At 43.6% G+C, this 14,122-nt stretch carries 16 protein-coding genes; 4 read left to right on the forward strand and 12 right to left on the reverse strand.

The window, feature by feature from the left end; genetic code table 11:
• Window position 1: 1 nt before the first annotated feature.
• The 9 genes from traC to L5L77_RS16580 form a co-directional block, all read right to left on the reverse strand.
• A complete protein-coding gene (traC, locus tag L5L77_RS16540) occupies window positions 2-2,590 on the reverse strand; it encodes a type IV secretion system protein TraC (protein ID WP_263223177.1) in 2,589 nt (862 codons plus the stop codon).
• Between the two features lie 3 nt (window positions 2,591-2,593).
• Complete coding sequence (traV, locus tag L5L77_RS16545) at window positions 2,594-3,049, reverse strand: type IV conjugative transfer system lipoprotein TraV (RefSeq protein ID WP_012589027.1); 456 nt, start codon at window positions 3,047-3,049, stop codon at window positions 2,594-2,596.
• 20 nt (window positions 3,050-3,069) lie between these two features.
• Window positions 3,070-4,596, reverse strand: a complete 1,527-nt coding sequence (locus L5L77_RS16550) for a TrbI/VirB10 family protein (RefSeq protein WP_263223178.1) — start codon at window positions 4,594-4,596, stop codon at window positions 3,070-3,072.
• Complete coding sequence (gene traK / locus L5L77_RS16555) at window positions 4,593-5,408, reverse strand: type-F conjugative transfer system secretin TraK (RefSeq protein ID WP_263223179.1); 816 nt, start codon at window positions 5,406-5,408, stop codon at window positions 4,593-4,595. The genes L5L77_RS16550 and traK overlap by 4 nt, the downstream gene beginning before the upstream one ends.
• Window positions 5,408-5,974, reverse strand: coding sequence for a type IV conjugative transfer system protein TraE (gene traE, locus L5L77_RS16560; RefSeq protein ID WP_263223181.1), 567 nt, complete (start codon window positions 5,972-5,974; stop codon window positions 5,408-5,410). The genes traK and traE overlap by 1 nt, the downstream gene beginning before the upstream one ends.
• Before the next feature lie 40 nt (window positions 5,975-6,014).
• Window positions 6,015-6,317: a type IV conjugative transfer system protein TraL gene (gene traL / locus L5L77_RS16565; RefSeq protein ID WP_263223183.1), complete on the reverse strand. Its 303-nt coding sequence runs from the start codon at window positions 6,315-6,317 to the stop codon at window positions 6,015-6,017.
• 3 nt (window positions 6,318-6,320) lie between these two features.
• Complete coding sequence (locus L5L77_RS16570) at window positions 6,321-6,692, reverse strand: hypothetical protein (protein ID WP_263223184.1); 372 nt, start codon at window positions 6,690-6,692, stop codon at window positions 6,321-6,323.
• Between the two features lie 63 nt (window positions 6,693-6,755).
• Window positions 6,756-6,944, reverse strand: a complete 189-nt coding sequence (locus tag L5L77_RS16575) for a TraY domain-containing protein (protein WP_263223185.1) — start codon at window positions 6,942-6,944, stop codon at window positions 6,756-6,758.
• A 101-nt stretch (window positions 6,945-7,045) separates the two neighbouring features.
• Window positions 7,046-7,303, reverse strand: coding sequence for a hypothetical protein (locus tag L5L77_RS16580; RefSeq protein WP_012197905.1), 258 nt, complete (start codon window positions 7,301-7,303; stop codon window positions 7,046-7,048).
• Window positions 7,304-7,421: 118 nt separating this feature from the next.
• Between L5L77_RS16580 and L5L77_RS16585 the strand changes: the two genes are divergently transcribed.
• Both L5L77_RS16585 and L5L77_RS16590 read left to right on the forward strand, forming a co-directional pair.
• On the forward strand, window positions 7,422-7,604 hold the full coding sequence (locus L5L77_RS16585) for a ribbon-helix-helix domain-containing protein (protein ID WP_263183696.1): 183 nt from the start codon (window positions 7,422-7,424) through the stop codon (window positions 7,602-7,604).
• Window positions 7,605-8,050: 446 nt separating this feature from the next.
• Complete coding sequence (locus L5L77_RS16590; RefSeq protein WP_012197907.1) at window positions 8,051-8,782, forward strand: hypothetical protein; 732 nt, start codon at window positions 8,051-8,053, stop codon at window positions 8,780-8,782.
• 659 nt (window positions 8,783-9,441) lie between these two features.
• Here L5L77_RS16590 and L5L77_RS16595 read toward each other — a convergent pair.
• Complete coding sequence (locus L5L77_RS16595; protein WP_012588988.1) at window positions 9,442-9,669, reverse strand: hypothetical protein; 228 nt, start codon at window positions 9,667-9,669, stop codon at window positions 9,442-9,444.
• Window positions 9,670-9,837: 168 nt separating this feature from the next.
• On the opposite strand from L5L77_RS16595, the gene L5L77_RS16600 reads away from it, so the two are divergent.
• On the forward strand, window positions 9,838-11,037 hold the full coding sequence (locus tag L5L77_RS16600; protein WP_263223186.1) for a ParA family protein: 1,200 nt from the start codon (window positions 9,838-9,840) through the stop codon (window positions 11,035-11,037).
• Window positions 11,037-12,134, forward strand: coding sequence for a ParB family protein (locus tag L5L77_RS16605; protein ID WP_263223187.1), 1,098 nt, complete (start codon window positions 11,037-11,039; stop codon window positions 12,132-12,134). The genes L5L77_RS16600 and L5L77_RS16605 overlap by 1 nt, the downstream gene beginning before the upstream one ends.
• A gap of 466 nt (window positions 12,135-12,600) precedes the next feature.
• Here L5L77_RS16605 and L5L77_RS16610 read toward each other — a convergent pair whose 3' ends face one another.
• On the reverse strand, window positions 12,601-13,461 hold the full coding sequence (locus L5L77_RS16610; RefSeq protein ID WP_411569239.1) for an IS110 family transposase: 861 nt from the start codon (window positions 13,459-13,461) through the stop codon (window positions 12,601-12,603).
• A 120-nt stretch (window positions 13,462-13,581) separates the two neighbouring features.
• Window positions 13,582-14,122: PPC domain-containing protein (locus L5L77_RS16615; RefSeq protein ID WP_263223190.1), on the reverse strand; the 541-nt coding region annotated here is incomplete at its 5' end.

The raw sequence follows: 14,122 nt of genomic DNA on the forward strand, positions 1-14,122 counted from the left end.
TTTATGCGGCCTCTTTGTGGGTTGCTGCTGCGGACAAAATGGCATCAAAGCGGGCCATATCATCGGGATAGAAATGTTGGGCTGTCAGTTCAATGGCATCGAGTAACTGCATGCCGTCTTTAATCAAGTTTTCGCAATATTCAAACTCTTTGGGTTCAGTTGAGAGCATGGCGCGCGACCATGGATCGGCAAAAATCCGGTGAAAGGACACTAGCCCGCCCGCTTTGAGCATGACGCAGGAATGACCCGCATCATTGGCGCGGGGGAATGACTTGATCATGTGTTGCTCGAAGGGCGAAAAGTGGTCAGGATGCTTGTTCAAGAAATCCCCAAAGCCATCACCTTGGCGCAAGGTGATATGAATATCTGAACTGTTCAGTGCTGCTTCGGCCTCGGCGTTGGCAAAGAAGTCGTTCATGCCTTGCGTTACTGTGGCAAAGCTACCGCCGAACTTACGCACTGTGCGATAACCTTCGTTGATGAAGTCCTTACTTTGCGCATTCGCGCCGCTCATGAGGGACCACGCTTCTTCAATCACACAGATTTTCGGAATAGAACGTTGGCCCGATAAGTACATTTGTTGGCTAATCGTCACCATCAACGCGAAAATCACTGGACGTTGTAGCTCGCCTTTGAATCCATCGAGTTCAAGCGTGGTGATATCGATATTGGGATCGAGCATCGAGGGCTTATTGAAAATCGCGCCATGAATACCGCTTGAACAGAACTTGTTTAATTGCGCGGCGATATCACTGATACGGGTATCGTCATTTTTTTGCGCGGCAATGTCATAGAGTGCCTTTTGCACATCGTCAATCAGCGTGTCGTTACCGCATTTTTGCCATGCCAGCAAAATAGCATCGCCGAGTAATGCCGTCTGAAATCCGGTGAGCTTTTCATCAGGTGATGCCATGGTGGCGATAAGCGCGGTGATGTTTCCCAACACTTCGGTGATGGGATCAATGGTTTGACCTTCCTCATCGAGGATAGGGCCAAAGGTGCCCGCATCCCGCACGCTTAATACTTTGCCTAAGTGGGTAAACGGGTTAAGGAAAATCTGTGAACTATCGAGATAGACGCCGCCTAATGTTTGAGTGAGTTTTTTGTAACTCTGACCCTTGTCAAGTATCCATGCCTTGCCACCTTTGGCAAAAATGGATTTCACCAAGGCTTGCATGAAGAATGACTTCCCTGCCCCTGAGCCGCCCGTAATCGCCATGTTGTAGTTATCACTGCCGCAGTTAAACGGATCGAAATAGCTAATTTGATGGCGCATTGTTGGCAAGAGTAACCCTGCTGATAAGCGTTTGTAGTCTGCAACAATCGGTAAGAAATTCACCAAGTTTGAGGTTTTCATCATGAAACACAGGCCCGCTTTTTGGCTGTCTTTCATAAAGCCTTCGCTCATTGAGAACGGGAGGGTGGACAGTGTGCACATGCCTTGCAGTTTATTGTTTCGGATTAAATCAATGCCTGCCGTGCGAAATGTCGCAATCGCCTTTGAGGTGTCGTGGCGGTGCTTCTCTTCTGTCGTATACAGGGTGACATTCAATGTCATGGTGGTGATTTTAAAGGCGTGTGAGCTGAGTCCTTTTTGTATCTCCTTGCGTTCAGCCAGTTCATCCGCAGCACTGGGGATCAACAACCGCATAGGGGAGTTGACCGTTTTGGTTAGTGAGCCAATTTTGCTGTCGTTACGGGTTGTTTGCTCACCCGTTTTATTAATATAAAAAGACACGCTGACACGGTAAGGGCATTGAACACTGTTCATGGTGTAACTGAGTGATGCAATACAGTTGGGAAACGCATATAGCCTAAAGTCGTTCGGCAGCCCTTTAAGCCCTAGATTGATTAAGGTGGTATCGACACTGTTGTCGGATTGCATCGGTGTGTGACGGATATTGACCGAATCACGGTTAATGATGAACTCACTGTCAGGGCTGAGAATTTGGGTGTTGAGAGGTTGATACTCGTTATATTTAGCGGGCGTGACGCGATCTTGTTGATGCGAAAAATTTAAGTGTTCGCGGCAATGCTCAATCAGATCGTCAGCGCCTAAGCGGCGAATGTGCATGCCTGTTTGCGCCAGTTCTGACTCAACGCCAAGACGCATATCCAGCAGTGCAGGCATGTCCTCGGTGGTTGAAACAAAGAAAAACCCTTTGGTGTTCTTTAAATCGTAGTGGTATGCGCTGCTGAGCTTGGTGCCAAAGCCTTTGGTCGAACTGTGTTTGGCATAGATAGCTTCATTATTAGCAAATTTATCGCAAATGGCATTGCGACCACTGAGCAGCGCTTGATTTTGCTCGATGAGTTCACCGACTTGGTTGTTACCCACCATGACGAATTGATAGTGCCATTTGTCGCCCTCTGGCAATGTGCACACCAAGGCGTTCATGGTTTTTATCAAGTCGTCATTAGCCCCGCCAAACAGCGAAATGGCAAAGCCAAAACCAAGCGTATTGGCATTTTCAAATACTTGTTCGGCATCATCATAAATGCGATAGGGCAATTCATGATGCAGATGGTTGTGCTGCTGTTTGCTGCTGGCATAGAGTGCGCCGAGATCGTCTTTAATACGTTGTTTCATGGCTTAATCCTGCTTGATGTATTTGGCAGGTCTACCCGTCCAACGGCTCTTATCGACCACGATGTAGACATCGCTGGTATCAACGTAATCACCTTGCTCATTGAGATACGGGAAGATTGTTACTTTTTGGACTGACTCAGAGGTGCGCAGCGGTACACCGTGGCGGTCGCGGCGTGGCAAAGGGATAAAGTCTTGTTGTTGGCTCGCGAGCTTGGGAAGTGCAGTTGTGCTTTGGCCGCTTAAGGCCGTCACCGCAGGGCTTTGTGCTTGTGGCTGATTGAACACACCACTGTCGGTGAGTTGCCTCACTTCCATCATATTGGTACAGCCATTGATGCCGCCCACCTTATCGCAGGAATAGTCACCATCCAGCCCTGCTGCACAGCCACTCACTAGCCATGAAGCCAGTGCGATAATACCGGTGTTACGTAATGCATTTTTGCTCATGATTGGGTTCAAAATGTCACTCCTTAAATGAATTAATTCGCACGGCCAAAGGCTGAGTTAACAGGGGGGCGTTGGCCTTGTTGGTTATATTGCTGCTGTGGTGTAGGCGTGTTTGCGCCTTGGGCCTGCGGCTTAATATTCCCTGGCATCTGTTCTAAAAGTGGGTTGCTGATAGTGTTGAGGATTTGCGCTGTGGCACTGACAGGATTTTGGGCTTGTTGCGCTAGCGCTTCTTCGTATTCTTGAATGCCAACCGGATCGAGTGGGAAGCCTTTCAGGAAAACGATGTTGACGGTATTGCCCGGATTTAGCTCAATAATCGGGTGGTATTGCTCAGCTAATTTGATGTAGTAATCAGCAAGCTTGCTACCCACGCTTGAACTGGCACTGCCGGCTAAGTTGAGCAGTGCATCGGCCCCATTGACGCTTGAAGTTGACCCTAGCGCTGAGTTCGATGTGGTTTGGCTCAGTGCTTTACCTGTCTCACCAATGCCCGTCAAAATGCCGCTAATGCCCGCCATTTGAACGATTTTGCCGTTCTTCATAATGGCAGTACCGCGAATGCCATTGCGGCCATAGTTAAATACGGTCGCCTCGACTGGAATGTCGATGATTTCATCTTCAAAAATACAGCTGAGGCGAGTGGTGCGCACAATGCCGCGACTCGATGAGATTTCCCCGTAAGCTGCACCGAGAACCGTGCAGTTATTGAGCTTTGAGGGCTTGCCGTTAGGTAGTACACCTTGGTTAGTGGTTTGGAATACCATCGGCACCGTATCGCCTTGGCCATTCACACCCGCATTGGCATCTGCGCCGCCCGTAACGACAGCCGTTACAAACGTACCTGCAGGAACATAGTTCTCAGGGGTGCGTTTTTTTGGCAGGTTTTCTTCTGGCGTTTCCCAATTTAATGCAAAGGAATCGATGCCATTTTGGGTTGCAGGTGGCGGGATAGCGCCGCCTTGATAGGGGGCAGCATACCCGCTTTGTCCGTCACCCACGCTCGGGCGTGGTGGCAGCGTTTGTTCACCTAAGTAGCGTGTGCTTTGCCTAACGGGATAGGCAGATGCATCGATGCCCTCTGTCGAAAATTCATCGGTGACATTGCTATGCTGCATTGCATTTGCGGTAGCGGCATTAATCTTATCATCAATTCTTTCAGTGATGGTCAGTTGGAACGTCTCTAAATTACGTTTTAAATCAAGGCGGTTAGCTTCATTGCTGCGCTCAATGGCTTGCATGCTGCTCAGCATTTTATCAATCGTTTTTTGTTGCTTATCTAAGGCAATTTGTTGTGCGGTGAGCGCAGACTGATTGTCTTTCTCGGTGAAATCTTTATCAATCACGGCACCAAAATCGATTGGATTGCCCGCTGCGGTTTCAGGAGCACGTTTAGGGGCAGACATATAGGCGTCGCCCGCTAAATAGAGGGCACCGAGTACCGTGGCCCCTACCCCTGCAATCACCCAATTGCGTTTTTTATTGGCTTCATTTAACGCACTGCCTTGCTCAAAGTCGGCTTCGGGGTCTTTTTTGAAGTAGTCTAGGAGTTGCTTCATTGCATGCTCTCCCCGCCCGAGACCACAAAGAGGTGGCCTGCTTGCTTTGGTGCCAATTCATAGGTTGATAAGGCAGCGGCTCGCGTCGTTGGGGAGTAGAACTGCGCCGTGGTGAGGGTGACAGGGAGTGCTGCGTGATTGGTTACGCGATAAATGATGCCGTTGAAATGCTTACCAGTGAACACGAAAGCAGGTTCTGTTGTCAGTCCTGCTGGTTTGGGCATTAGCTCATTTAAGCGAGTAAACATAAGGTCATCTATTGATGTTTCTGTGCCTCTCGGCTCGTTATTTGTCGGTTTTCGTTCAGCAGGGGCACTAACTACATGCACACGATAACCGTCAATCGGTTTGCCTGTGTTCAGGTAACGGATCATTTGCGCGGTAAACTCCGTCATCATGGTGGGGTAAGGGGTTTTCTTATCGAAAACGGAGGGTTGTTCTTCTCGATAATGTTCTGCAGTGAAGATAGAGGTCACGGCAGGAATGGCTTTAGGGCTGATGAATAAGCCGAAATGTCTGCCCTTTTCTGTTGATACATAGGCTGTAAATGGCATGGCCAAATTGAGGTTAACGCGCGCTGCACCGGATTTATCCGATTTAGTGCCAGTGACAACGCAAAATCCTTCAGGGCAATCAATCGAGGTGATTTTGTCACCTTCAACGACTAAGCGGTTGATATCGACACTCGACAGCTCAATAGGAACCGTTTCACTGTCATTGAATCCGTAGTGTTTTGGGGGCGTATTTGCCGCTAACACGCTCATAGGAAAAAGCGCGCAGGCTGCGAAAACAAGTGGGTTAGCAATCTTCATTATTTAACGTCCTTTTGCACTTTCTTAATGGCTTTGAGCGACAGTTGGCCATGGTCATAATTCATGGCAATGATGTAGCTGATGGTTTCGGGTTCTAGCGCGCGTTTGCCCACATATTTGTTTAACGTGCCCGTTATTTTGACGAGACGATCATCAAGGGCAATTTGGGTTTCATTGATGGTGAAGTGACTGCTGATGTTTTGTTTTTTAATCATGGCGGCATCTTCAACCAGTAAAGGTTGCATCTGATGCCAATCAGCTTCATCGATATAGCTCGCGAGCTGTTTGTACTGATGGTCTACCGAAGCGGGCGTGACATTGAGCTTTAGAAAGGCAAAGTATTCGGCCATTTGCTGTAAATACGGTTCGTCTATAGACGTGTCTGATACGGTAAAGGCTGCGCTGATGGTCGGTGGCACAACGGTGCGGCTTTTATTGAAGTAGGCCTTCCATACAATACTTGCTAGGACCGTGTTACTGATCATGGCTACGGTAAAGCCGATTAACAGAAGTGTGTTGAGGGATTTGGCAATGCGGATAAAGTCGATCTTGTTCTTTTGTAACATGGGGCATCCTTAGGGGGATTGGCCCCCTAATTCACATCATTTAACGTAACCAGTAGCGGCGACATGCCGCAGGCGTTCGTTTTAAAAATAAAGCGCTAAATTCTGCTGGGGCGTACCAATAAGCGGTGAGGCGTAATACGCTCATGCCGTATTGCGATTTCATTCTGCGCATCCCTAAAAACCATGATGAGGCTAGTACCATGCCAATGAGCGCGTGATTCATCATGAACAACACACCAAAAAACACTAGGGCAGGGGCCAGTTCATCCATCGCGAACCCTAATAGCGTAGGGGTGTTGTTGAGGTGTTTAGGGATGCTAAAAAACTGAGTGGGGTTATCCACGGTCTATAGACCTACAACCTTTAAGGCCACGTTGACGAAGATCATACCAACGACAAAAGCCCCAATAGCTGCGCCCCAGTTTTTGGTTAAAAAGCCAGTAATCGCAGCGGCACATAAACCCACGACGAGAATGGCGAACTGTGCAGTTGAGCCGGTGCCAACTGTGTCAACAATTTCTGATTTAGCCGGTGCAAACGGGTCTGCAGCATGTACATCCCAAGACAACAGCAAGGTAGCGACGACACAAATGATGAATAGGAAGGTGCTGCGCATTATAAATATGGTGCTATCACTGGGTATATGTTTTGCGAGTCTTAGAATTTCTTCGTTTACTTCACTTTGTTGTGCGCTAGGTTGTTGGGTTTTGGTGGTCATATAACACTTCCTTTGTATATATTTAGGTGAGATTTATGTAATTAAATATAATTACTTGTTTAATCATTGTTGGTTAATTGGTTTGGGTGGAGCATCGACAAAAGTTAATAAACTATGTTCAATTCGAAGCTGTATTTCAGCTCGTTTACTACGTGCTGAGCGTTCACATGAATTAACTAATTTATGGTGATAATCACCTTCAAGAACGACTGTTATTCTTGAGTGGTTTTTGTTAATTTTCCCATCGGACATGTAATCCTCATTTATATCTAGTTGTGCGACTATCGCGGCGAAGATAATAAATGAAAACAGATCTCGTTATTAGTTAGGAAATTCCTAACTTGAAATATGATTTAAATTGAGTTACGTAATACTTGTATTAATAGTTTATTCAAAAATATTGTTCTAATTTCATTAGATGATGTGCATCCAAATTCAGCTCTAAGATCTGCAAGGTGCCGTTCAATTGCAGTGCGTGAGCAGTCAGCTTTGGCTTGTAATTGAGATGGCGTCATCCCTAGTGAAAAATCCTTCATTACTTCCAGCTGCCGTTGCGTAAGAGTTGGGAACAACTCGCGGAAAATAGTGATCTCGCTTTTATTTAGAGGCATAATTTTTTACTTCTTTATTGAAAAATCGATATGTTCTATCATGAATAAAATTACAAGATTACTGTATTACAGAAACTTACTGTATTACAGTAGGGTGGTCAATACAAAATGAATTATTATGAAAAAAAATTATAACCCTCCTACTTCGTCTAAAACTGAGCTTGTGACATTTAGGTGCCCAAAGAAACTTAAAGAATTGATGGACCAAGCAGTAAAAGATGGTAAATATCAAACAATTACGGCTTTAACTGTTGAGGCTGTTAAGGAGAAATTGCAATTCGACCCCGATTCAGATGCATAGTTGATCTGTTTTGCATTGGCCTTGCAATTTTTTTGATGAGCTATTAAAATACGAAGTAGATTTTGAAGCAAAAGTGCATTACATAGCACGCTACTACATAGTTTTCTATGTAGTGTATTTTTCAAAATTAGAGTGTGTTGGGGGTGGTTCCCTGACGTGAAGCATTCGACAACAAAGCCGACTTACCACATGGGTCGGCTTTTTTGTGCCTAAAATTCAAGCCATTGAAAGATCGTTGATCTTTGCGATCGATCAGATTATAGTGATCAGCAATGTTTGAACTAACCATTCAAACAGCCCTAAAACATGTGGAATCAATATAATGCCTAATTATTTCAATGGCTGCGTACCTTTGCAGCACCAAAATTTAAGACACTTAAACCCCATATGCCAGCGTCAGTTGATCTTGAGATCATCTTTTCGTGCGTGCGTTGTGGTAGTGTCTCATGCAAAAATCTAACGCAGATAAAGCACGTCAGAAGCGTCAGAGACTACGAAACGAAAAACGCGCGGCTGCTCTTCATGTCAAAAATAATAAGCATGATGTGGGCTCGAATGCCTATAAAGCTAGTCTTGACGGTTTTAAACTTAAAGGTAGCCGTTTACCTCGATATTTTAATGTGGTGATCAACAATGCGCGCCGGCTGATTTATAGCCGAAAGTTAGACGTTGATAATGGTGGCGTATCACGAACAATGTCTGAACGTACTAAGAGAAAGCTATTTGAGATATCAGTTACGTTGATAACTACATGCGATCTTATGAGTGGGCAAGTGGGTAAAGCTAAAAACATAGGGTTCGATCCTACCAGCCATGATGCACTCATGCTTGCTCATGCTAAGCGCTGGGGTGAAGCGATACCAAGCTCAACTTGGTATCGTTTTATAGATATGCTTAAACTTGCTGGCGTCTACCTGGTTCAAGAAGTTAAAAAAGCCGATGAAGAAGGTACGATTCGTTCTCGCGCTGCTTATAAGTGGCTATCACCTCAATTTTTGCAATCGATCGGTGTTTATTCCGATGATATAAGAGCGCAAATTAAGTTTTCGTATCAGAAAGCTCTTGATAATGGTTTATCGTTTACGTGGCGTTGCTTCAAGCGGCAGCTGCCATTGAGGCAACGATTTACGGCAGATATGTTTTTCTCCTCTAACGTTAATCCCCCCAGTACGCATTAATCGCTGTTTTAAGTTTACCGTCATATGGCGGCGCCCTTCCCTACCCCAACGATAAATAACAGCTAATTTTGCTAGTTAAAGGCTTAAATTTCACTAAATTTTCATCTCTCTCTGATAGTGATTGACGTTATTTCGTATGTTCTTCTCATAGGTTCGTATTTCTTGTGGATAAGGTATGTATATCCTTATTAAATTGGGAGTAAGAAAAAGGAGTAAAATTCGGGAGTCCAAAAGCTTTTTTCTTTTAAGAGCTTACTTATTAGTAAAAGATAACTTATTAAAAGGAATCAAAAGCAGTGGATAAATCCACTAAACACATAATGCCTCGCCAATTCCTAGCTAACGCTAGGGGCGATATCTAAAAGCAGTGCTGTAAGTAAATTTTGTCTACGACCATTAAAATTCAAACGCGCTGTATAGTCAGTCGCTAAAGAAAAAGCGTCTAGCAGAAGGAATTTGCAAGCTAAGTGCCAAAGTAGCGAAGAAACGGAGTAAAACTGAGATTTCCAAAAGCAAGAGGAGTTGATTCATATAAAATGGTTGAACCATTTTATTGTAAGATCACTTGAGTATGAGCGAAGAGTAAGAAAGTTTAAAATTGATAAAGATATTTAGACCTGGCATTAAAGAGCAGGAACTTAATCCCTGCTCTCTATGGTTTATTGTTGAAGTGTTAGTTGTTTAAATACTCGCTGTTGTAACCAATCAGGTTTCGTTACTAACCATTGAATCAACAATCCCGATGGGATCATTGGTAAGTCAATTAGACGCGCTTTTTCAATTTGGTTATACTGAAATTGTGACATAAGTTTAGTTACCTTTATTCTAGGTTGTGGCACAGGCCAGTGATGATCTTGACCATCATCATTGGCCGTATTTTTATCCATCATTTCTCATTTCAATACCCTCAACTTCCGTATTTCGTTGTTTGGCCACATTAACAGTCTGACCAAATTCGGGTACTTTTACCTTTAAAATAGTGATTCCATCGAATATAAGTATACACCTTAAATATTAAGGTATACACTTATATTTAATTATTTAAGGAGGATTTCATGGATAGCATGCAGACTACAGAGACTTTTCAAGTGCTTAAAATGGGGGCTGATGCCTATATTAAGCGACGTAACCAACGCTTATTGTCTAATCACCGGAAAGAGTTGCGAAAATTTACGCGGGCAGAAGCCTTTACCTATTTGGATATTGACGCAAAAACACTTGATAAATATGTATCTACAGCGGATTTTGATCCAAGGCGGCATGAAGATTCTCAATGGCTAATCAACATAGAAGAAATGTATCAGTTACGAGATTTGCTGCCAGAAAATTTGCGTAAAGCATCTAAATTTAAGCGCAGTGATAACCAAAAAATGCAGGTTATAGTTATACAAAATCAAAAAGGTGGTGTTGGTAAAACCGTTTCTGCTGCAACAATCGCCTCAGGCTTGGCTACAGAGTTTCATCAAGAGTATCGAATAGGTCTTATCGATATGGATGGTCAAGCTACTTTGTCCATGTATTACGCTCCTGAAGCGGATCTAGAAGGTTGTTTATCTGTTGGCGATCTCATGATGAATAATTTTGATCTAGATGTAGGTGAGACTCTTGAACAAGTCGTTTCAAACGCATTCTTACCTACAACTATACCTAATCTCCGTATTTTGCCGGCATCACAAAGTGATAGAGCTATTGAAGGTTGGTTTCATGAACAAGTATTTGGTCAAAAGTTAAAGTCTCCATACTCTCTTTTGAACACGATCATCGATGCTGTTCAAGATGAATTTGATATCATCATTATCGATACCCCTCCCTCATTAGGGTATGCAACTTATAATGCATATTTTGCTGCTACCAGTGTAGTTTTCCCGTTGTCCATCACTGAAAACGACATTGATGCTACTTGTTCCTATTTTAGTTATATCCCTCAAGTGTGGGCTTTATTGGCTAATGCGAATCATCATGGTTATGACTTTATGAAGATTTTAATTACAAATCATCGTGATAGCGCTACAACAACCGATCTAATGAATAGTTTATACGATCATTTTGCGCCTTATATGTACTCAAATGAATTTAAACATAGTGAAGCTATTCGTCAGTCATCTTCGTTGCTTTCAACTGTGTTCGATATGTCTAAGAGTGAATACCCTAAAAGTAAAGCGACTTTCCAAAGTGCACAGCAAAATTGTTATGAAGTAACCAGCCAAGTTCTAAGAGATATTGTGAACGTCTGGCGTGAACAGGAGCAAGCATAATGGCTAAAAAACGCGGAGTAATGAGCCCACTAGGTAATGCTGTTGGTGCAGAAGAAGCACAAATAAATGCAGCCAAAGCTAATATTGAATCTTTAAAACGCCAAATTACAACTGAAATAGAAAAAGTAAGTGAAGACGTTACGTTATCTCTTCAAAATCTATTTGGTCTTGAATCTGTAGGTAAAAGTTTCTTATGGCAATTAGCTTCTGGTGCTACCGCTACATTTACCGAAGCAACGTTATCATATGAACAAGTTCGCGATAGTACCTATGTGACTTTCGATGTTAACGGGCGTGACCAGACATTATTAAATGCAGATTCTCTACAAGATCTCGATTCATTAGCTTTCCAGCAATTTTACCCAGCCGTCGCTAGAGAAGTGAATGGTAAACTCGATGTGCTAGATGGTTCTCGACGCAGAGCTTGGTTTTTACTGCAAAATGGTGAAGTTGATATATTTCGCATACTGGTAACTAAAGATGATATTTCACTTTCAGATGCTAAAGCTCTAGCTAAACAGCTCCAAACCGCAAAAGAACATAACTTACGTGAAATTGGCCAACAATGCTTATCTTTGGAAAAAGCGAATCCTAAGATTACACAGGCTGAAGTAGCTGCTCAACTTGGAATGAGTCAGGCTGGTGTGAGTAAAGCTTTAAAAGCCGCTAAGGTCGATGAACGTTTGGTGAAGCTTTTTCCTGTGGCAAATGACTTGTCACATACTGACTACGCTTTGCTGAATAACGTTATGGAAGTATATGAATTTGAAGATGAATTACTATCATTCATCAATACTTTGACTAAAAAAGTTGTCATTATTCAGGCTGAATATTCAAGGGAAGAACGTAAATCAGCTATCACCAAAGCGATAAAAGCAGAACTTCTGATCGCTAAGGATATGAAGAATAAAGCACTGGTTAGTGTTACTAATCTTGCAACATTTGATAGTTCTGGCATTTATGCAAGAAAGCGTATTAAAGGGCGAAACTTCGCTTATGAATTTGGTCGACTATCTTTAGATATTCAACAACAGTTAGATGAAGCAATTGCAGATGTTTTGAAAAAGAATAAATTTAACACAACATCTGATTTTTAAATTTTAGGGATTTGAAGCCCAATGGAACGATAACGTACGCTAACCATCTTGTTGGAGGGTATTGAAGTATCCTTGGGGTGACTTGCTTTTGTTCAAACTCGTGTCAGGCCGATCAGTTCTGGCACGTTTATGCCTCATTCCGTGTTTCAGCTCGTTAGCTTAATCAAAAACTCTCGCTCCTGTTACCATACAAATTCTCGTCTTTTTTCCTAATGTTTGATCCTGCCGTAAATCGCCTAACAATGTATGGGTATACAGTCGTATTTAAATTTAGATATTTTGGGATGATTTGAAGACAAGAACAGTGCGCACTAACAATTCTATATGGTCTGACTGTTATATTCGGTTCTGTAATTGAGCAATGCCATGCGGTGCGAACGGTTTTATTGATTAACGCGACACAAGCACGTTTTATATCCACTCGCCTGACTAAATTGATAAGTCATTGCTGTTTATAGGTTTTTGCCTATACTGGCAGCCTTGATATAACAGAGAGTGCGCCTTGATAGAGGATTGAACGCAGGTATTTATCGCCACCATGCTTATCTATTCCAATCATAACAACCTTACCTCCACTGCTGTGTTGTTTAGGGGTAACACCAACGAAGACAGCCGCATGCTGGCCATTCTTAAAACCTTGACCGTCACCTAAGCAAGCCAGTAAACCGGCTGCACCAATATGACTAACGCCTTCGAGTTTCATCAAGCGTTTACAAGGTTCTGATTGAGTGACCCACTGCTTTAACTGTAACGTTACCGCTTTGTAGTGCTCTTCTGTTGTTTGATATTGTTGCCATAAAATCATGAGCAATGGTTTGATTTGCTCAGGTAAGTCTGTTGATTCTGGCGAAATAAAGTGAGTGATGGCTTGCCTTAATGACTTTTTACCTAACGTGATGATAGCGCCATATTCAAAACACAACGCTCGTATGTGGTTACCCAGTGATGTGATTGTTCGGTCGAACCATTTTCTGCTGATTTGAATCGCTTGAATGTTCTGTTGTGATAGGTCTTTAACCTGGCAGAAAGTCATTCCTAACTGTGTTGATGCGATGGCAATGCCGATAGCATCATTAGCGTCTGTTTTTTGATTGCTGATATAGGGTTTTACTTTTTTAGGTGCCATCCCTTTGACTTCATGTCCAAATGATTGTGCGACTCGAGCCCAGTAGTGAAAGCTAGCACAGCCTTCCATAGCAACGATACAAGGAGGAGAGTTTGCAAGAAGCTCTTTCGTTTTTTGTGGTGACATGGCTTTATTGAATAACAACTCACCATATGGATTCACTTTACAAACTTGAATGACTTTTTTGCAAGGTCGAGAGATATTATTGTAGGCTTACTCATGTATGGACTCCTTTTGTTTTGGTCGACACCAACTTACTACTGTAGGTTGGTGGAGTCCATACATCGAGTTCAGGTTACTTAAGCAATGCGAGTCATCAAACTAGCGTAAATCAACCTGCAGTGCGACTCCCGCACTCTGGGGCTCACTCTGCACTGTGATGTAATACCACCCCACGTTTGGTGCATTGACTGTGATGCTTTCCCGCGTGTTGGCGGGTGTCACAGAGGCTGCATCGAAGTGTTGAGCATTCGCCCAAGTCGTTCCCGAAAATAGGCTAACATCACCACTGCCGTGGGCGGAGTTGATGCTTAGCTGATTCGTTCCCTCTGGTACCCAAAGGTAATAATCGTTGCGCCCATCGGCGGTGCAAATGGCTTTGCCAGCACTGAGTTCACCATAACTTAAAGGTGATTGCGTCGCGCAGGCGTTGGCAATGAGCACCGGATCGGGTGTGTTACTCGTGCCTGTGCTTAAGGTCAGTGTTACGCCGCTAAACTCAGTGGCAGTATCAATCGTGATATAACGCCAGCCACGATTGGCGCTGAAGCTAAGCGATTCTTGATTTCCTGCTTGAGCGCTCTTTGCATCGGCATTATCTGCGTCGGCCCACTGACTGGCATTGAAGTAAATATTGGCATCC

Origin of the sequence: Shewanella sp. SM29, from assembly GCF_025654245.1 — a bacterium.
Lineage (GTDB): Bacteria > Pseudomonadota > Gammaproteobacteria > Enterobacterales > Shewanellaceae > Shewanella > Shewanella oncorhynchi.